The organism is Teredinibacter sp. KSP-S5-2, assembly GCF_032773895.1.
GTDB lineage: Bacteria > Pseudomonadota > Gammaproteobacteria > Pseudomonadales > Cellvibrionaceae.
On sequence record NZ_CP120416.1, the window covers coordinates 1,284,754 to 1,305,475 of the forward strand.

At 43.3% G+C, this 20,722-nt stretch carries 16 protein-coding genes; 11 read left to right on the top strand and 5 right to left on the bottom strand.

What is annotated here, in order from left to right; genetic code table 11:
* Window positions 1-9: 9 nt before the first annotated feature.
* Together glp and narL are read right to left on the bottom strand one after the other, a co-directional pair.
* The gene (gene glp, locus P5V12_RS06030) at window positions 10-1,260 is read right to left on the bottom strand and encodes a gephyrin-like molybdotransferase Glp (RefSeq protein WP_316956443.1); all 1,251 of its coding nucleotides are present in this window, start codon (window positions 1,258-1,260) and stop codon (window positions 10-12) included.
* A 16-nt stretch (window positions 1,261-1,276) separates the two neighbouring features.
* On the bottom strand, window positions 1,277-1,924 hold the full coding sequence (gene narL / locus P5V12_RS06035; protein WP_316956444.1) for a two-component system response regulator NarL: 648 nt from the start codon (window positions 1,922-1,924) through the stop codon (window positions 1,277-1,279).
* A 345-nt stretch (window positions 1,925-2,269) separates the two neighbouring features.
* Between narL and P5V12_RS06040 the strand changes: the two genes are divergently transcribed.
* Entirely contained in the window at window positions 2,270-3,883 is a 1,614-nt protein-coding gene (locus tag P5V12_RS06040) for an MFS transporter (RefSeq protein WP_316956445.1), read from the top strand.
* A gap of 56 nt (window positions 3,884-3,939) precedes the next feature.
* Here P5V12_RS06040 and P5V12_RS06045 read toward each other — a convergent pair whose 3' ends face one another.
* Window positions 3,940-4,830: a hypothetical protein gene (locus P5V12_RS06045; protein WP_316956446.1), complete on the bottom strand. Its 891-nt coding sequence runs from the start codon at window positions 4,828-4,830 to the stop codon at window positions 3,940-3,942.
* Window positions 4,831-4,968: 138 nt separating this feature from the next.
* Between P5V12_RS06045 and P5V12_RS06050 the strand changes: the two genes are divergently transcribed.
* Together P5V12_RS06050 and P5V12_RS06055 are read left to right on the top strand one after the other, a co-directional pair.
* Entirely contained in the window at window positions 4,969-5,676 is a 708-nt protein-coding gene (locus P5V12_RS06050) for an aspartate/glutamate racemase family protein (protein WP_316956447.1), read from the top strand.
* Window positions 5,677-5,764: 88 nt separating this feature from the next.
* Window positions 5,765-7,024 carry a hypothetical protein gene (locus tag P5V12_RS06055; protein WP_316956448.1) on the top strand — a complete coding sequence of 420 codons (1,260 nt, stop codon included), beginning with the start codon at window positions 5,765-5,767 and terminating at the stop codon, window positions 7,022-7,024.
* Here the strand turns inward: P5V12_RS06055 and P5V12_RS06060 are convergent.
* Entirely contained in the window at window positions 7,013-8,851 is a 1,839-nt protein-coding gene (locus tag P5V12_RS06060) for a histidine kinase (RefSeq protein WP_316956449.1), read from the bottom strand. The genes P5V12_RS06055 and P5V12_RS06060 overlap by 12 nt on opposite strands.
* Before the next feature lie 307 nt (window positions 8,852-9,158).
* On the opposite strand from P5V12_RS06060, the gene P5V12_RS06065 reads away from it, so the two are divergent.
* The 8 genes from P5V12_RS06065 to P5V12_RS06100 all read left to right on the top strand — a co-directional run bounded on the left by P5V12_RS06065 (window position 9,159) and on the right by P5V12_RS06100 (window position 18,684).
* A complete protein-coding gene (locus tag P5V12_RS06065; protein ID WP_316956450.1) occupies window positions 9,159-12,893 on the top strand; it encodes a nitrate reductase subunit alpha in 3,735 nt (1,244 codons plus the stop codon).
* Between the two features lie 154 nt (window positions 12,894-13,047).
* Window positions 13,048-14,580, top strand: coding sequence for a nitrate reductase subunit beta (narH, locus tag P5V12_RS06070; RefSeq protein ID WP_316956451.1), 1,533 nt, complete (start codon window positions 13,048-13,050; stop codon window positions 14,578-14,580).
* 11 nt (window positions 14,581-14,591) lie between these two features.
* On the top strand, window positions 14,592-15,326 hold the full coding sequence (gene narJ / locus P5V12_RS06075) for a nitrate reductase molybdenum cofactor assembly chaperone (RefSeq protein ID WP_316956452.1): 735 nt from the start codon (window positions 14,592-14,594) through the stop codon (window positions 15,324-15,326).
* Between the two features lie 16 nt (window positions 15,327-15,342).
* Window positions 15,343-16,023 (top strand): respiratory nitrate reductase subunit gamma, encoded by a 681-nt coding sequence (gene narI / locus P5V12_RS06080; RefSeq protein WP_316956453.1) that lies wholly within the window; start codon window positions 15,343-15,345, stop codon window positions 16,021-16,023.
* A gap of 202 nt (window positions 16,024-16,225) precedes the next feature.
* A complete protein-coding gene (locus P5V12_RS06085; protein WP_316956454.1) occupies window positions 16,226-16,999 on the top strand; it encodes a peptidylprolyl isomerase in 774 nt (257 codons plus the stop codon).
* A 370-nt stretch (window positions 17,000-17,369) separates the two neighbouring features.
* Window positions 17,370-17,573, top strand: a complete 204-nt coding sequence (locus tag P5V12_RS06090; protein ID WP_316956455.1) for a hypothetical protein — start codon at window positions 17,370-17,372, stop codon at window positions 17,571-17,573.
* Window positions 17,574-17,615: 42 nt separating this feature from the next.
* Window positions 17,616-17,996, top strand: a complete 381-nt coding sequence (locus P5V12_RS06095) for a hypothetical protein (RefSeq protein WP_316956456.1) — start codon at window positions 17,616-17,618, stop codon at window positions 17,994-17,996.
* Complete coding sequence (locus P5V12_RS06100) at window positions 17,989-18,684, top strand: hypothetical protein (protein WP_316956457.1); 696 nt, start codon at window positions 17,989-17,991, stop codon at window positions 18,682-18,684. Before P5V12_RS06095 ends, P5V12_RS06100 begins: the two co-directional genes overlap by 8 nt.
* 256 nt (window positions 18,685-18,940) lie before the next feature.
* On the opposite strand, the gene P5V12_RS06105 is transcribed toward P5V12_RS06100, so the two are convergent.
* The gene (locus P5V12_RS06105) at window positions 18,941-20,692 is read right to left on the bottom strand and encodes a bifunctional protein-serine/threonine kinase/phosphatase (RefSeq protein ID WP_316956458.1); all 1,752 of its coding nucleotides are present in this window, start codon (window positions 20,690-20,692) and stop codon (window positions 18,941-18,943) included.
* Between the last annotated feature and the right edge of the window lie 30 nt (window positions 20,693-20,722).

The window sequence follows — 20,722 nt, forward strand, 5'->3', positions numbered from 1 at the left end:
GTACTGATATTAATCCGATTCGCGGAGCGCTGTGCTTAACGGAGTGAAGTGAACGGTTTCCCCTTCAGAAATACTCCCTTGCTCGGCGGGAATGACAACATAACCATTTGCCAGACTGACAGAAGTTAAAATACCAGACCCCTGATTCCCCGTTGGAGAAACCTGAAGGCTTCCATCCACAGTTTGATGAAGCACTGCACGCTGAAAATCCATTCGTCCAGGGCGTTTTCTAAATGTGCTCGCCGTGGTTGCGGGAATGCTGAGAGTGGGAGACGCATGCATGCCTGACAGCTTTTGCAAAAATGGCTTAGCAAGCACGTCAAATGTCACAGTCGCAGAGACAGGGTTACCGGGCAGGCCGATAAAATAACTCTCACTTAATTTACCAAAGGCAAACGGTTTTCCTGGCTTAATGGCTACCTTCCAAAAATCAATGTGCCCCAGCTTCTGCAGCAAAGGTTTGACATAATCAGCATCGCCGACAGATACGCCGCCAGAAGAAATGACCACATCCGCTTGTTGATTGGCTTGAATAAAAGCGCGTTCAATTTCTTCAGGAATATCCGGGATAATACCGAACTCAATCACATCAATATTCATGCGTTTCAGCAAAGATGAAATAACAATGCCATTGGATTCGTATATTTGTCCAGGCTCCAGGGCTGTGCCTGCAGGCTTCAACTCATCGCCAGTGGAAATAACCGCAACCTTAAGCTTTCGTATAACCTTAACTTGATTAATGCCCACAGAAGAGATTAATCCCAGGTCGGATGGTGTGAGCTTTCTTCCTTTTTTTAATATGACATCCCCTTTTGAAATGTCCTCGCCTGCCTTGCGAATATTGTCACCTGTTTTACATTCTCCATCGATAAACAATCGGCCATCTTCTACACGTGTGCGTTCCTGCATGACAACCGTATCGACATCCTCAGGTACGTGTGCGCCCGTCATAATACGAACGCAATGCCCTTCTTTCACCGGGGTAGACAAATGATCGCCTGCAAAAACCGTGTCTTGTATCACGAGTGATGCAAAGTGTTTTGTGTCTTCATTGCGAAAGGCGTAGCCGTCCATACCGGAGTTATCTGCAGGCGGTACATTGATTGAAGAAGTGATATTTTCAGCTAAAACACGATCCAAGGCTTGTGCCAGTGAAATGCTTTCAGCTTCGGTAATAGGGAGGGCGGTATCCAGTAACAGGCTTAAAGCGTCAGAATAGGGCATTAATGCTGTTGTGTGCGTGTCACAGCTGCAGCTCATTGTTATCCTCGTTTCATTATGTATTGCTGGATTTATTATTTACCATCCAGACTGCGGCTTCGATTCTCGAACGGAAGTTCAGTTTTTTCAATAGATGTTTGACATGCACTTTAACCGTTCCATCAGAGATGTCCAATTCTCTTGCAATGAGCTTGTTAGATAAACCTTTCGCTATCAATTTAAGAATTTCCAGTTCACGACTGGTAAGAGATTCCAGCGGATTAACTTCCTTTTTCTTGGGTTTACGCAATGCCGTTGCCAGTACTTCTGTTAATTTTTCACATATAGCGATTTTCCCGGTGGCCGCTTGTTTGATGTGTTCAATAATATCCTCTGGTTCCATATCCTTTAACAGATATCCGTCCGCACCGTTAGTAATCGCGGCAATCACATCTTCATCGTTATCGGATACCGTCAACATAACAATATTCGCACCAATGCCTTTATCTCGCATTGTTTTAGCCGTTTCCAAGCCATCCATGCCCTGCATATTCAAATCCAATACAATTAGGTCAGGGTCATGATCCAGGGCCATCTGAATGGCGTCTTGGCCATTGCTGGCTTCGCCAATTACATTTAAGTCGTCTTCGAGATCAATTAATTGCTTTAGACCTTTACGAAAGAGAGGATGATCGTCAACTAGTAGAACGGATGTGCTATTCATTGGTTTTTCACCTGTACGTTGTTATAGGTCTATTGTCTGAGACTGGTAAATACGCGATTTGACTTGAATCATGTTTTAGGTTGCCCCGAAATCTATTATAGATGCACAGACTACCTCTCTCTACCCCGAAGTGGGTACCTAAATAGTTGTAGTGCTATTTGTCGTAACATATTGAAATTCATATAAAAATTTTTTTTTTGTTAGTCGTGTGACGCAAATAAATAACACAATACTCGTATTTTTTTAATTCATTAGGAATAAAGAGGTAACTCATTAAGTCAATTGTAAGTGACTCCTGCCTTTTAGATAGTTAGCCTTCGTTATTCAATTTTAAGGGGTACAACAGTGGCCGACTTAACATCATGGGACCCGGAGAATGAACAATCCTGGGCTCAGGAAGGAAAAAAAATTGCCAATCGAAATTTATGGATATCTATTCCCAGTCTGCTATGTGGTTTTGCTGTATGGCTGTATTGGGGAGTGATTACGGTTCAAATGCTAAACCTCGGATTTCCTTTTGCCAAGTCAGAGCTTTTTACCCTGGCCGCAATTGCCGGTTTAACTGGTGCGACACTGAGAATTCCCAGTAGTTTCTTTATTCGTCTTTGTGGTGGACGCAATACCATATTTTTTACCACAGCTTTGTTGATGATTCCGGCTTTGGGAACTGGCTTTGCACTGCAAAGTAAAGATACACCTCTCTGGGTCTTTCAGTTATTAGCGCTGTTGTCCGGTTTTGGCGGTGGGAACTTTGCTTCGTCGATGTCAAACATCAGTTTCTTTTTTCCAAAAAAACAACAGGGTTTGGCTCTTGGATTAAATGCGGGTTTGGGTAATTTTGGTGTGACGACCATGCAAATCGTCGTACCACTCTTTATGACATTCGCGGCGTTTGGTTCCCTTAGTGGTGAACCTATGGTTTTGGTGAATACTTCAGGGACACTGATCGGAAAGATTCCAGCGGGGACAGAAAGCTTTATCGCGAATGCCGGTTTTGTTTGGTTGTTGCTTTTGCTTCCGTTATTTTTTCTGACCTGGTTTGGTATGAACAACATTAGAACCCAGGAAGTATCCCCAGATATTGGTAATCCAATACGTTCGATTGGATTAATTACTGTTATGTTGGTTATCGGTTTAGTTACCGCTGCCTTGGGCTTGTGGTTAATGCTCCCTGAATCAGCTAACGGTTCTGGTTTCGGTGTACCGAAAGAAATAGTACTTGTACTTGTAGTGGCATCAACGGTTTTTCTGTTAAAGCAATTACCGGGGAAAATTGGCTCCAGCCTGGAAAGACAATACAAAATTTTTAATAACAAGCATACCTGGATTATGAGTGTGATCTACACCATGACTTTTGGTTCGTTTATTGGTTTTGCTGCATCTTTCCCTCTCGCGATTAAAGTTATTTTTGGCTATAGCCACGTAATGATCGACGGCGTTATGACCCATGACCAGGTTAATCCTAATGGCCCGAGTGCGCTAATGTACGCCTGGATGGGGCCGTTTATTGGTGCGTTAATTCGGCCTGTCGGTGGCTGGATATCCGATAAGTTAGGTGGTGCATTGGTCACGCAAGTTTGTAGCGTGGTGATGGTCATTAGTTCTGTGGGGGTGGCTTATTATATGCAAGCAGCATATCAGTCACCAACACCAGAAAACTTTTTTGTGCCTTTCTTTTTACTATTTTTAGTCTTGTTTGCTGCAACGGGTATTGGTAACGGTTCCACTTTCAGAACCATTGCTATGGTATTTCCGAAGGAGCAGGCGGGGCCGGTGTTAGGTTGGACTTCTGCAGTAGCCGCCTACGGTGCGTTTTATATACCGAAGGTGTTGGGGGAGCAAATTAAAGCGACGACACCCGAAGTAGCACTATACGGTTTTGCTGCGTTTTATCTGGTGTGTGTATTTGTTAATTGGTGGTTTTACCTACGTAAGAATGGTGAGTTTTACAACCCTTAAACATCATTATTGGATCAGAAAATAAAAAAGGAGCGGTATTTCGCTCCTTTTTATATTTAGTTACTAAGAATAAGAGAATTGATAGCAACCATAACGCCTCTAAATGGTATGTTTTGAGCAAGTGATAATGGTTCGTCTATCCATAATAACGTGTTGGGATACATATTTTCATAAAAATTAAGGTGAGTTTTTATAATGCTGGATATTTCCCCATTTTTCCATTCCCACTGTTTGTTAAATTCAGTGATACTCATAGAATGAATCTGGTCGTCATATGTATCATTGTAATAGACATTATTTTCGTCGTAACCGTTAATAATGATCCAGTGGTAATGTGGAGCGTGGATAGTGGCGCCGGAAATCAAATAAGCTTCCGGACCAAAAAATACACCAATTGTATTAAGTGCCGCTTTTGAATCAAGTTTGTAGGTGTCAGTCCAATTATGAATGAGCGCCATTGGTGTTTTTCCTGCGTCAATCATATTTTTAAGGTCTGTAAAAGATTTCCGATCCGCAACGTTGAACGATTCCCTGTAATAAGATCTCAATTTTTCGACTAGTATCTTATCGGGCAACCCGCCACCTGTATTTAGCGTTAGGCTCCCTTGTTTCGTCTCCTCAACCAGTTTTTCAACGGTTTTCCACGCTGTACACTCTTTTATAAGCAGTATTTTTTTCCAGCCGTCACATACTTCTTCACTTACCCGTGTGCCTATTCGGTAAGTGAAGTTGATATCAAATTCGTAGGCACCTATAACGTTTCTCATTTCGTTATAGTCTTCAGTTTGGTTGTGTGACGCGAGTAATCGATATGAGCTATGGACACCGCAAGACCAATCATCTTGTTGGAAAGTGTTAGCATTGGCTAACTCCCATTGATTGTATTCTGCGTGACAAAATGAAGATATGGCTAAGGTGCTGAAAAATAGAATGCTTCTGATTTTCATTAAACTATCCCTTTTAATAAGTATATTTTCGCGTTATGTATAAAATATACATGTTGCTTGCGGTCGCAACTCAGCATGAACACATTACTGAGACGTGGTTTACTTTACCATATATGCAACATAAATGAGGTGGGCGGAATGAAAACAGCGGGTCTTATCGGTGGTATGAGCTGGGAAAGTACTATGAGTTACTACCAAGCCATAAATCAGGGAATAAAACAAAAACTTGGCGGATTAAATTCTGCTCAGATTGTTATGTATAGCGTCAATTTCGCACCCATCGAAAAACTGCAACACACGGGTGATTGGGCTGGAGCGGCAGAAATTCTTGTGGATGCGGCAAAACGAGTCGAAGCCGGTGGAGCAGATTTTATACTGATTTGTACCAATACCATGCATAAGGTATACGATGAAATTGCTGACGCCGTTGGTGTACCTGTTATACATATTGCCGATGCCACAGCAGAAACACTGGTTGAGAAGCAAGTCCGTAAAGTCGGTCTGCTAGGTACCAGGTTTACGATGGGAGAAGACTTCTATAAAAGCCGGCTCAACGATAAATATGGTATTGAGGTATTGATCCCCGATGAGGAAGACAGGCTTCTCGTTGATGAAGTGATCTTTAATGAACTATGCCTGGGAATCATTAACGAGCAATCTAAGCAAGAATACCTAAGAATAATCCAGAATCTGCATGCTCAAGGTGCAGAAGCCGTAATCTTGGGCTGTACAGAAATCGGTATGTTGCTATCACAAGAAGATATTCCTGTAGTTTTTTTGGTTGATACAACAAAAATTCATGCACAGAAAGCGGTGGATGAAATGATAGAGGGCATAGATATATAGGGAATGATAAGATGATACATGCTTTTTTTCTGTATGTGTACACATACGTAATGTGTAACATATCTTTAAATTATGTCGTTGTGTTTTTATGCTAATCAAAGTTTTATTTAGTATTTTCATTGTGCTGGGTTTGTTTTTCGGTTCTCAAATAGATGATGACTTAAGTGATGATTCCCTTGCTCTGCTAGAAAGGCTAGATGGTGATAGCGAAAGCACTGCGTATTTTTATCTTATGGGGATATTTGCCAACGAGAATGAAGATCCAATAGAAGTAGGAAGAGTGTTGGTGAAAGAGTATCAAGCCTATGAGAAAGATGATTCTTATAAAGTTGTTGAGTATCCACGGGAAAATAAGCTTCCATTGCCAGATGGCGAGCTGTTCTGTCATATCTGGAAGAAGGGTTGCCTGGAAAGACTATTTGACTCTGATACTGAAATTGAAGCGCTTCTGAATGATCATGCTACGTTGTTAACGCGTATAGGAAAATTTCACTCATTCGATGAGTATAGAACCTTGACTAAACCCACAGTCTCCGAAGTTTATCCTGAATATATGTATATCGTTCAAGCTGAAAGGTTGCGGACTCTTGAAGCGATATCTGCATACAATAAAGGAAAATATGAGATCGCGATATCCGCACTACTAAATCAGTATATGCAAGTTAAAAATTCTTTAACACTTCAGGATAACTTGATTGGAAAAATGATTTTATTGATGAAACTGTCTGAGATTGTTGATGTGTTAAGTGTGGTCAGTTCGTCATCAAAGATGAGAGTGGAAGAAATTCGTGGCTTAAGAACAGATGAACGTAGTTTTAGGTTAGTGGCTGCCAGAGAGTTTGGCATTTTATATTACGGGTTTCAAGAAATGGACAGGAATACCAATTTCTTTCATGATGATTTGAAGTTTCCTGGGTGGCTTGTTCGAGCAGTTTATAAACCTAATATGACAATAAATGTGATAACTCCTGAATATTATAGGATGGAGAGTCTGAGTATACTTTCTCCTTATGAGTTCGCGATAGAGGTAGATGAAGGGGAGAAACTGAGTATGTCAACATCTCAACTCCGAAATTATTTTGGTGGAAAGCTAATTTCAATAAACTTAAACTTTGATGAGTATATCGCCCGATTTATGGATTTCGAGGCAAAAATAGAGCTTTTTAACCACTTACATACTGGGTTCGATCAAGCGAAGAATCCTTATTACAACAGTGGAAGGCCTGAAGTGTCTGCCGATAGGGCATGTTTCGATGGGCCACTGAAAGACGATAGATTTCTTCGTTGTTTGAGAATAGCAATTCCGTTGGTCGAAACAAACACAGATTGTTCGTCTTCAGTTCACTGACGCCGCATAGTTGGGTGTAAACTGAAAATGCACTTGTGTTCCATTGGGAAATGCCGGTGCAATTTTTAAATCGCCGGATAGCGAACGCCCACGTTCTTGCATAATGGCTAAGCCATAGTGGTTAAGCTTCTCCGGTGAATTAGGCATGCCAACGCCATTGTCAGAAACTTCCAGGTGCACCGTTTTTTCGGCATCGTAATAAAAGCGCACTTTTATCTGATCGCCTTTTGAGTGGTGGACTGCATTTTGCAGTGCTTCACGGGTAATTTGCAGTAAGTGTATTTCTTCATTGGGTGTGAATGGTAAGTCGTCAATGCCAAATTCCAGTTGAATTGACATATGTGTGCGCTCACGTTGACTTTCGACGGTTTCCTGAATCGCTGCGCGCAATCCGGGGCCAGTAATTTTCAAGCGGAATGTGGTGAGCAGTTCTCGCAGTTGTCGGTAGGCTGAGCCCAGCCCCTCTTTTAATTCCGCCACAACTTTTTCCGTCTTTTCGCTGGAGTGTGTTTCTGCGGAAAGAATTTTTTGCAGCATGGATACCTGAATTTTTAAATAAGAAAGAGATTGGGCCAGTGAATCATGCAGTTCACGGGCAATAATGGTTCTTTCCTGCATCAAAGAAAGTCGGCGGGATTGGTCGATTTTGTCTCGTATTGCCAGGGCTGTAGCAATCTGGTCTGCCACAGAAGTTACCAATTGGTGTTGCCATTCTTCAAGTTCATTGTTTTCTTCAATCGTACAAATTAGTACGCCGTATTCAATCTGGTCGTGAAGCAGTGGGTATTTAATATGTTTGTAATCTGATTCAGTAATATGATTCTTTTGTCCCTCAATGCAGTTGTAGCAACTGCCGTTTAAACAGTTTTCAGGTACTTTTTTTCCTCGTTGAGTCACTAAGTGGTTATAAGCACTTTCTCCTGATGCCGTCATTAAGCATAAATCGATATCCTGCACACCGCTGACATCTGAAAGGCATTTAATCACATGATGAAAATCCATATCATCCAGTTTGGTTTCATTAAAAGTTCGCGCAACATCAAAAAGTAAAGTGAGAGAATCGTTGGAACGCTTTAAGTCTCGGGTTTTTTCTTTAACTCTTTTTTCCTGTTGACTATACATGTCGCCAATCACTTGAGAGGAACGATTCAGCGTTCGTGCCAGAATACCGAGTTCATCTTCTTGATCGACACTGGCTCGCGCGGTGAAATCCCCATTACTCAGTTGCTTTGCCGTGCGGGTTAAATTGGCTAGGGGTTCTTTAATATGAACATGGATACTGTAGATACAAATTAATACCACGAGCACCATGACAAACAACGCCGTAATGCCCACAGTACGAAGTAATCGCACTTTCTTTTCCGAATCAACCTGATACAGGTGAACTAATCGATCGATCTTATCGACATAATCGTCGATGAGATGGGTTAGCTCAGCCGAAGTGGCTTTTTGTTGAAATGCCTGTATTAAGGACGGGTGAATTTCGTTTAACCATTGCTGCTTAATGTCGATAAAAGCAGTACGAATGGCTTTGCTGTTTCTTGGCGAGGGGTATTGGAACAGTGGATGTTCGAATACATCATCAAAGCGATCAATGCTGTTCTTAAACAATTGTTCGTCGCCGGTTTTAATCGATTCTTCCAGTTTGGCCAGCATGCGGTAGTTGTGCATCCGCATGGAGCCGGAGAGATTTATCACCGCGGCATCGCTGTCGACCCTGTCCGAAATAAATACCGAGAAAAATATAGCGGTTACGGTAATTAGAATAACCATTGCCATGAGAATGGTAATTCTGGCTACAACGGATTTGGTGAATAAGTTTTGCATGTTTTTCCCATATCAACCGGGGGGCTTGAACGCAACCATCGTATCCTAAACCCTGCGCGTGGACAGGGTCTACTACTAATAAACCTGCTCAGGCTTTTTATATAGTGCATTCAAAGCAGCGTTTTCTATATGGTTGATTTAAAAAGACTTTTTATTTTTTCTCAAGTACCCCTCTAGTGGTAGAGCACGATTTTTCGCAAAAAATCGGCAAAACCCGTTTTGACTCAGGTCAACTTTGACCGGCCAGTGCTTATTAATATCACTGCAAAACCCGTTGACGGGTGGCGAGCTTTTGCGGAGATAAAACATGAGTCAATTTTTAGATAAGTTGCGGTTCTTTAATAACAAAGGACAGCCATTTGCTAAAGGACATGGGGTTACGACCAACGAAAACCGGGATTGGGAAGACGGTTACAGACGGCGTTGGCAGCACGATAAAGTGGTGCGTTCTACCCATGGGGTAAATTGTACTGGTTCCTGTAGCTGGAAAATATATGTCAAAGATGGTTTAGTGACTTGGGAAACCCAGCAAACCGATTACCCTCGTACCCGACCGGATCTACCCAACCACGAGCCTCGTGGTTGCCCCCGTGGTGCGAGCTATTCCTGGTACATCTACAGTGCTAACCGCTTGAAATACCCGAAGATGCGCAAGCGTCTTATGCGTCTCTGGCGCGAAGCCAAAGCGCAATATGATGATCCCGTCGATGCCTGGGCGTCTATTGTTGAAAACCCCGAGAAAGCCAACGAATACAAACGTCAACGAGGCCTGGGTGGTTTTTGCCGGGCAGACTGGCAAGAAGTAAATGAACTCATCGCTGCTTCCAATGTGTATACCGCAAAGAAATATGGCCCAGATCGCATTACCGGGTTCTCGCCAATTCCTGCGATGTCTATGGTGTCCTACGCGGCGGGGGCACGTTATTTATCTCTGATTGGTGGTAACTGCCTCAGCTTCTACGACTGGTACTGCGACTTACCACCCGCATCGCCACAAATCTGGGGAGAGCAAACCGATGTGCCGGAAGCGGCGGATTGGTACAACTCGAATTACATTATTGCCTGGGGTTCAAACGTTCCTCAAACCCGTACGCCGGATGCGCACTTCTTAACGGAGGTACGTTACAAGGGCACTAAAGTGGTCTCCGTTACGCCAGATTATTCTGAAGTGGCAAAATTGACCGACCATTGGTTGGCACCCAAGCAGGGAACCGATGCCGCACTGGCAATGGCATTTGGCCATGTGGTGTTAACCGAACACTATGTCAAAAATAAAACCGAATACTTTACGCACTATGCGCGCAAATATACTGATTTCCCGATGTTGGTTACCTTGGAAAAAGATGCCAATGGCAAATATAACCAAGGGCGTTTTCTACGGGCTTCAGATTTAAAAGCCAACTTAGGGCAAGATAATAACCCCGAATGGAAAACCATCGCCGTGAATGAACAAACGGGTGAATTGGTTTCGCCAACCGGTTCCATTGGTTATCGCTGGGGTGAGCAAGGTAAGTGGAATATCACACAGACCGATGGCAAATCCGGCAAAGAGGTTCAATTACTATTGGGCCTTAAAGAAAATCACGATGCCCTTGTGGATGTAAACTTCCCGTATTTCGGCGGTGCTGAACACGAGTTTGGTTATTTCCAACACACTGATCATGATGAGGTTATCAGCCGTAAAATTCCTGCGAAAAAAATCAAACTGGAAAACGGTGAAGAGATTTATGTGACCAGCGTCTTGGATTTAACTCTGGCCAATTACGGTGTCGATAACGGTTACGATGACCCGAATACGGCCAAATCCTACGACGATAATATTCCGTACACTCCTGCCTGGCAGGAACAGGTTACCGGTGTTGCCAAAGCTGATGCGATAAAAATTGCCCAGGAATTTGCCGATAACGCGAACAAAACCCAAGGGCGCTCCATGATTATTATTGGTGCTGGTATGAACCACTGGTACCACATGGATATGAATTATCGCGGCATTATTAATTTATTGGTGATGTGCGGTTGTATTGGTCAGTCCGGTGGTGGCTGGGCACATTATGTTGGCCAGGAAAAACTACGACCACAAACTGGCTGGCAGCCGCTGGCATTTGGCCTGGACTGGCAACGTCCTCCGCGTCATATGAACAGTACTTCGTTTTTCTATAACCATTCTTCTCAATGGCGTTACGAAAAGCTGGAAATGCACGAAGTAATTTCCCCATTGGCGGATAAGGAAAAATGGTCCGGTTCGATTATTGATTTTAATACGCGAGCAGAGCGCATGGGCTGGCTTCCCTCTGCACCTCAGTTGGGTATGAACCCATTGGATTTGTGTAAAGCGGCTGAGGCTGCTGGTGTGGAACCGCAAGACTATGCCATAGAGAAATTAAAAACCGGCGAATTGAAGTTTGCCTGCGAAGAACCGGATAACCCCCAAAACTTCCCGCGTAATTTATTTATCTGGCGTTCCAACTTGTTGGGCTCGTCAGGTAAAGGCCATGAATATATGTTGCACCATTTATTGGGTACTAAACATGGTTTGATGGGAAAAGATTTAGGCTCGTTTGGCGGTAAAAAACCACAAGATGTGACATGGGTTGATGATGGCGCAAGCGGAAAAATTGATTTGTTGGTGACGTTAGATTTTCGTATGTCCACTACCTGTTTATATTCCGATATCGTTCTGCCAACAGCGACGTGGTACGAAAAAGACGATTTAAATACATCGGATATGCACCCCTTTATTCACCCGCTGAGTAAAGCCGTCGACCCGGTTTGGGAATCTCGTTCGGATTGGGATATTTTCAAAGGCATCGCTGAAAAATTCTCCAAAACAGCAGAGGGGCATTTAGGTAAGCAAAAAGATTTGGTCACGCTTCCGATCTTGCATGATACCCCGGCCGAATTGGCCCAACCATTTGGTGTTAAACAGTGGTGGAAGGGGGAATGTGATTTAGTGCCGGGTAAAACTGCACCGAATATGATTGTGGTGGAGCGGGATTACCCAAATACCTATGAGCGTTTTACATCGGTCGGGCCTTTATTGGAAAAGCTGGGTAATGGCGGTAAAGGCATTAGCTGGAATACCGATGCAGAAGTGAAGTTCCTGGGTGAGTTAAATCGAACCCACAACGATAAAGACAAAACCCACTTTGGCCGACCCAAAATTGAAACCGCCATTGATGCGGCAGAAGTGATTCTTTCCCTCGCACCGGAAACCAACGGCCAAGTAGCGGTAAAAGCTTGGGAGGCGTTAGGCAAAGCAACGGGTTTGGATCATACGCATTTGGCAAAACCCAAAGAAGACGAAAAAATCCGTTTTCACGATGTGGTGGCGCAACCGCGAAAAATTATCAGCTCACCAACTTGGTCGGGCTTGGAAGATGAACATGTTTCCTACAACGCGGGGTACACCAATGTGCATGAATATATTCCCTGGCGAACCTTAACCGGGCGACAACAGTTTTATCAGGACCATGAATGGATGCGGGATTTTGGTGAAACCATGTGTGTCTATCGGCCGCCAATTAATATGAAAACCGTGCAGCCGATATTGAACAAACATCCCAATGGCAACAAAGAGGTGGTGTTGAACTGGATTACACCGCATCAGAAGTGGGGTATTCACAGTACCTATTCCGATAACTTGTTAATGCTGACGCTCTCTCGTGGTGGGCCAATTATCTGGCTTTCAGAAACCGATGCCAAAAATGGCGGTATAGAAGACAACGATTGGATTGAAGTGTTTAACGTAAACGGTGCAATTTCTGCTCGTGCAGTGGTTTCACAACGGGTACCAGAAGGCATGGCTATGATGTACCACGCACAGGAGCGGATTATTAATGTGCCGGGTTCTGAATTAACCAAAACCCGCGGCGGTATTCACAACTCTGTGACCCGTGCGGTAATGAAACCGACGCATATGATTGGTGGTTATGCGCAGCAGTCTTATGGGTTTAATTATTACGGCACTGTGGGATGTAACCGCGACGAGTTTGTTGTGGTCAGGAAGATGGGGCAGAACGTTGATTGGCTAGATGACGAGTAGAACCTTTTTAAAATAATTATTTTTGGCATATGCGTCGTTCTCATCTTTCTCAAATGCTCACATATTCTTTATATGCTGTGCTTTTCGAAAGACTCCGGCCTAGCCTAAACGCAAAAATTCTAAATTTTATGAAAGGTTCTACGGGAGTAGAAAAATGAAAGTAAGAGCACAAATCGGCATGGTACTGAACCTGGACAAATGTATCGGTTGTCATACCTGTTCAGTAACGTGTAAAAACGTATGGACCTCCCGTGAAGGGGTGGAATATGCCTGGTTTAATAATGTGGAATCCAAACCCGGTGTGGGTTATCCAAAAGAATGGGAAAATCAGGAAAAATGGCATGGCGGTTGGCAGCGCAATAGTAATGGCAAACTAACGCCGAAGCAGGGCGGTAAGCTACGTGTGTTAGCCAATATTTTTGCCAACCCGGATTTACCGGAAATCGACGATTATTACGAACCCTTCGATTTCGATTATCAAAACTTGCACCAAGCGGGTGAAAGTAAACACCAGCCCGTTGCCCGTCCTCGTTCGTTGTTAACCGGGCAGCGAATGGAAAAAATTAATTGGGGACCAAACTGGGAAGAAATTCTCGGTACCGAATTTGAAAAGCGTAAAGCCGATAAAAACTTTGATGAGATTCAGACGGATATCTACGGTGAATTTGAAAATACATTCATGATGTATTTACCGCGTTTATGCGAGCACTGTTTGAATCCCGCGTGTGTGGCGTCTTGTCCCAGCGGTGCAATATACAAACGGGAAGAAGATGGCATAGTGCTGATCGATCAGGACAAATGCCGCGGCTGGCGTATGTGCGTCAGTGGTTGCCCCTACAAAAAAATCTACTACAACTGGAAAACTGGAAAATCGGAAAAATGCATTTTCTGTTATCCGCGCATTGAAGCCGGGCAGCCCACCGTTTGTTCCGAAACCTGTGTTGGCCGAATTCGTTACCTGGGCGTACTCTTGTACGACGCAGACAAAACTGAAGAAGCGGCTTCCGCTGCTAACGAAAAAGATTTATATCAGGCGCAATTGGACATCTTCCTCGACCCTTCTGACCCGGAAGTGATTGCGGCAGCAAAAGAAGAAGGTATTCCACAAGGTTGGTTGGATGCAGCACAAGCGTCGCCAGTGTACAAAATGGCAATGGATTGGAAAGTGGCGTTACCGTTACATCCTGAATATCGAACCTTACCGATGGTGTGGTACGTACCGCCACTTAGCCCGATCCAAAAAGCAGCGGAATCCGGTCATGTGGGCATGAATGGCGTGATTCCAGATTTAAAATCCTTACGTATTCCGGTGAAGTATCTTGCCAATATGCTGACTGCGGGCGATGAACAGCCGGTGATTGCCGCGTTGGAAAAAATGCTGGCAATGCGGGCCTATAAACGTGCACAGCAAGTTGAAAAAGTGGAAGACACCGATGTACTTGATCGAGTGGGCTTAACCCAGTCACAAGTGGAAGATATGTATCGCTATATGGCATTGGCGAATTATGAAGACCGTTTTGTGATTCCTGCCAGTCACAAAGCTTACGCAGAAAATGCCTACGAAATGAAAAGTGCCTGTGGGTTTAGCTTCGGCAATGGTTGCAGTGATGGCAATAACTCAGTGAATTTATTTGGTGGTAAAGATCAAACCGTCAAGCAAATTATTCCTGTGGTACTAAAAGATTAGGAGCAACAAACATGAAAATACTTAAAGTGCTTTCGCGATTAATTGATTACCCTCAGGAAGAAATACTGGAATACAAGTCCGAACTACTGGATGCCATATGTGAGGAAGAACACCTCTCTTTCAGCAGTAAAGCTGCATTGGTGGCATTTATTGGTGTCCGCTTTGAAATGGATCTGTTGGACTGGCAAGCCGAATATGATGCTCTGTTTGAACGTGGCAGGTCCTTGTCGTTGCTGCTCTTTGAACACCTGCATGGTGAGTCCCGAGATCGAGGGCAGGCAATGGTGAACCTGATGGAGCAGTATAAAGCGGCCGGTTTAAATATTGATGTACGTGAGCTGCCTGACTATATCCCCCTGTTTTTAGAATTTATTTCTACTCAGGGAGAGGAGAACGCAAAGTCCTGGTTGCAGGATATTGCGCATGTCCTCTCGTTGCTAACGGTGCGTTTGCAAAAACGCGAGTGTGATTATGTTGCCTTATTCTCCGCATTGCTTGAGTTATCAGGTGCCGACGTCGATTTAACCGATGTTGCTGAACAGCTTAAACATGAGCAACGGGATGACACACAAAAAGCGATGGACAAAGTGTGGGAAGAAGAAGCGGTTACCTTTGGTGGTGATGCGGTCAATGGCGGCTGTCCCAGCAACCAATATCGTCCCAGTGACAGTCAACGTAAAGACCAGAATATTCCCATTCATTTTGTTGATGCGGCGTCACCCACTGCGCCTGCACGCATGCAATAGGACAGGAGAAAAGACTATGCCTGATATTACTCATCTTCTTTTTGGTATTTACCCCTACATCGCGTTAGCGGTATTTGTTTTGGGAAGTATCGTCCGTTATGACAGGGATCAATACACCTGGAAAACCAATTCCAGTCAATTGTTGGAAAGCAAACAGTTGCGTAAAGGGAATTATGCCTTTCATATTGGCATTATTGCGATTCTGGGTGGCCATGCCGTGGGTTTATGTACCCCTCACCAAGTCTGGGATGCAATCGGCCTGACACCTTCGGTTAAGCAAGCCTTTGCCATGGGCATGGGCGGTTTTTTTGGTGTGATTTGTTTTTATGGTATGACCATATTAATAAAACGTCGATTGACTAACCCTCGTATTAGAGCCAATAGCTCGCGCATGGATATTGCCATCTTATTGCTTATTTATCTGCAACTTATTTTAGGCTTAATCAGTATTTTCTTTTCTGCACAACATATGGATGGTCAGGAAATGCTGAAGTTGATGTCGTGGGTGCAAAATACAATTACCTTTGATGCAGCGGAAGCTGTGGCGGATATTCGCCATGTCGGGCTGATTTATAAGTTACATATATTACTGGGTATGACGTTGTTTTTACTGTTTCCGTTCAGTCGATTGGTACACGTGTGGAGTGTGCCGGTTAAATACCTGTCGCGAAATTACCAAGTAGTACGGGCGCGCTAACCAGAGAGACTAAAATTGTGTTTCCTGACCCCGGAGTGGAGCTAAGAAATTCCCCCAACACGAGTACTCGATATGAGTACTGATTTTCACTCCGGGGATTTTTAGGCTTATTTTAAAAGCCTCGCAGGCCAGTGATAAATAAACGTGTCATATCATTTTCAATGAATAGGTATGGGATGATCATTGCTAACAAAGAGATAGTATGAATAATTCTGATGTAAATGAAATAAAAGTTAATGGCAAGGTTATCGACGCAGAAAAAATCTCGGAAGAAATGCAATATCATCCAGCAAATTCCCAGAGAGAAGCCATGATCAATGCAGCACAAGCATTGATCATCGGTGAATTACTCAAACAAAAGGCATCAACTAGTGGTATCGATACTTCTGTAACGGAAGAAGACTATACTAGCCAACTCTTTGAACGAGACATTGAACGTCCTCAGGCTTCAGAGCAAGAATGCCTAACTTTTTATAATAACAATCCGAAAAAATTTATGTCAGCGCCACTTGTTGAAGCGAGGCATATCTTAATTACTGCACATGAGTCTGATTTGTCTGAACGGGAACAGGCTAAAGAGAAAGCAAATATAATTTTGCAAAAACTGACTGACAACAAAAACAGTTTCGAAGAGTTAGCCAAAATGCACTCTAGTTGCCCATCAAAAGAAGTGGGGGGAAGCCTCGGCCAGTTATCCAAAGGACAAACCGTACCCGAGTTCGAAAAAGTGTTGTTTCTTGCTGATGTTGGGCTCCAAAACCAGCCTGTAGAATCCCGCTATGGGTTTCACGTATTGGATATTGTTAATCGAATTGATGGTGAGAGACTGCCTTTTGAACACGTCAAAAATGATATTCGTAACTATCTGAATGAAAAAGTAAAAAGAAAGGCCATTGCGCAGTACATACAAGTACTTATTGATGATGCTGACATAGAAGGCTTTGATTTTCAGGCTGTTGGGCCGTTGCTTCAGTAAATACTTTTTTTTCAGGAGTCTGATGTGGACTAAATGGTTTCTTTAATTCCAATGTAATTATTAGTACTTATGCATATCTTTTAGTTTGATAGCATTTTACAAAATACACGTGATTCCAATATTGGGTTTATTCTTGTAGTTTTGATTGTGAGAATGATTTTCGTTAACCTAAAAAATAGATAGAATTGTTTTTTATATTACCAGTTAAAATTTCCAAAAATTGAAGATGTATCTATTTGAGGGAATACATAAGACTCTATTTCGCTAAGTTGACCTTTTCTTTTATTTTTCCTCGGTTGGTGGTATAAAAACTAAGCTATCAGGCGGAGAGTTTGGTCACGGTTTTGTCTCCGCTGGCTTTACAAAAGCTATGATGGGGTCAGCCGGCTTTGATTATGTCAACGATAGAGCTTGGCAGCAGGTGGCAGGCAGAACGATCTATGCTGCGGTTATTGGAGGGACTGTATCCAAGATGACTGGAGGGAAATTTGCCAATGGTGCGGTGACGGCTGCTATGGCACATGCTTTAAACGCAGAATATACTGGAGCAAAGACTGCTGCGTCACAAGAGTAGCAAAAGGAAGCCGAAGCACTTTACAAAGAGTTTTTGGAGTTAATGAGAGAGTCTGAATCTCCATTCGGTTACGGATTGCCAAATGCTGAAGGAGCAACCGTTGTGTATGATTCAGAATATGACGGATGGGCTAAAATTGTGACAGTTCCAAGGATGAAAGGAGTAATAACAGTAGGAGATAAGTTTTTCACCGATAGGCTTATACCTGAAGAAGCTACCGCTGAACAAGTTAAGTTTCTCGATACTTTATCTGATCATCAACTAAGGCTGTTTGCTTTTAGGCATGAAAATGCACATAGGCATCCCAAAAATCTAAACTATCAACTTGGTGATGTTAGTTCGTCTAGGATTAATAGTAAGCCTGAAATACATGCCACGACTGTAGGTGTTGATTGGGCTCGGAGGGTGTTCAAAAATGACTAAATTGAAGTTTTATAGTTTGTCAGTGATGATCTTTTTTCTTCTCTTTCCTAGTTTACGTAGTTCGGCGGAATCGTTGCAGTACGTCGGATTCTCTGAGCCAAGTTTGAAGTTAAAAAAGTTTGCTATTAGCAGTGAAAGCGGATTAATTGGAGAGGATGGTCGAGATTATTCTTTGGCGCTTCGTAGGTGTGAATCTAATTCAAAATGGAAGTGTCTGCTTTTGCCAAATAAAGGTGTTATTTTTGCACTCCCGAACCGTAAGTTGGTTGTAAAAGAAAAATGGCTTTTTTCCGGGTATGAATTTACTTTAGATGATTGTGAAGATACTACGGCAGGAAACGTTTATTTAATTAGCGCAAAGCTCAGGACGGTATTTACATCAGAAGACGATTATGTGGGGGATCATCGTCAATCAATCCAGTATTTGTATGATGAAGAAAAAGGAATTTTAGGTTGGGTTTTTGAAAAGATGATTTCAAAAGATGGTTCTATCCTTGAAAAAGAGGTTTGGGTTAACGCTAATGTTTCCGAAGGATTTTCTAGTTGGTACTCTAGGTTACCAGTCTCTACAGTTCTCTCTGAAAAAGCCGAACGGAAGTTAGAGAATAAAGATCTTACGTACAAAGAATTTGTTAATTTATACTTGGGCTGGCCTGCTTCGGAAAAGGAAATAAGGGACAGTCCCTAATTAAACAAAAAGCCCGGTGAATGCCGGGCTTTGTTGTTTTAGGCTACGGATATTTACTCATCTTTCTTCTTCAGTGCGGTAATAATCAGTTTATTGCTTTGCCGTTCGACAAGGTACTGACTGCCGATGGTAAAGCCAATCTCTTGTAACCATCAGCCATGTAAATAAGTCACCGGCACCTCACGTCTTTTATTAATCCGTGCTCCTAGGGAAATACATTGATTCGGGTGTAGTTTGATCTATTTTTTTGTTTTTATCACTTCTTCGCAAACAATGCAATCAGCATAATAATCAACATGACCCAAAAGCCGGAAAGCAGTTGCCAAAAGAGTAGTTTTCCCTGGTCTTTTTCCGGTATAGGCGCGTTGCGAATAAATTCCGGGTTAGGTTGGGTGAGATCAGTTAATAAATCGTCCAATGTGGTATAGCGTTTTTGTAAATCAAAATTTGCTCCTTTAGCTAGTGCTTTATCAAACCACGCCGGGATAATTGGGTTAAAGGTGGTGGCGCTGCGGTAGCGCAGTCGGTCGTAATCAAAGCGGCTGGTACACTCGTTGATTTTTTTACCGTAGGGCAAGTGTCCGGTAAATAGTTCGTAGGTAATCGTGGCCAGGGAGTAGATATCGCCTTGTAAGCCTGGGTTATGTCCCAATAAATAATAGGGGTCAGAATAGGTGGCCGTGCCCAGGACACCTTCGTGCTGCACCGGGCTGAACATTTCCGCGATGCCAGCAACAAACACGGAACCAAAGTCGACAATAACAGCCTGGTTCTCAGGTGTAATCATGATGTTGGCCGGTTTTAGATCCTGATGTAAGGTTTCCTTTTCGTGAAAGGCTTTCAGGCCTTCGGCAATGTGTTTGATAATGGTAATGGCTTTTTTCGGGCTGGGGCGTGGGTTTTCCTCCATCCATTTATCCAACGATATGCCTTCAACTTTTTCCATTAAGTAATACAGAAAATGCCGCTGGCTCTGTTGTTCGATAATTTTGACAACATGTTCGTTATTAATGCGTTTGCCAATCCATTCTTCCTGGATAAAACGGTCAATATATCCTGTGTCGTCTTCATAGTTAGGCGACGGTGTTTTCATTACCATCTGCTGGCCGCTTGTTTGTTGTGTAACAAGGTAGAGTTGGCTTCGAGAGGACGCGAATAATTCCTTTTCAACTTTATATCCGTCAATAATCATGCCGGGTTCAAGAGGCGGTGGGAAAGGCAGGCGCGTGAGCTTTGCGTTGTAATCGTCCAGGGTTTCTGACGGTGTGTTTTCAATGTAAAGTAGCGCACCGCTGATGTTGTCATCACTGCCTGTTTCCTGTGCTTCCTTACACAGACTTTCTATCTGCCGGTTTAAGTCCTGGCTGGCATCCAATTGTTGCGCAAATTTTTCCAGATCGACGAAGTCATGTAAGCCGTCGGTAGTAAGGAGAAAAAAGTCCCCTTGTTGTAATTGTTGTTTGCCGTAATCGATATTCAGTGAATTATCCATGCCCACCGCTCGGGAAAGCGTGGCCTGCTTACCGCCTAGGTTGGCAACATGGTCTTTGGTGAGCTGTTGTAGCTTGCCCTGGCGAATGCGGTATATTCGACTGTCACCTACATGAAAAAAATGCGCCGTGGTGGATTTAACTATGAGTGTGCTACTGGTACACAAATAACCTTTTACTTCGTGAATAAATTCATGGCTTTTTTTGTATAAGGCAAGGTTAATGGCACTGAGAATTTTTTGTCCGGCGTGACTGACAGACCAGGTATCCGGTGTTTTGTAATAATCCTCAATTAAGTGGTTAACTGTGGTATAGCTGGCTTCTTTTCCTGCCTCGGCGCTGCTGACGCCATCGGCAATGGCAACCACCACACCCTTGTAGGTCAGCGTATGGGGGCTGACAGGAAGCTCAGCCTGAACGGCATCTTCATTTTGCTCTTTTATGCCGGTACGTGTTGCGGTGGCAACACGTACTTGGAGTTGAGTTGTAGAAACTTCAGCTATAGAGGGTTCAGTCACAGAAGTATCCTTAACTGAATTTAATCAGTA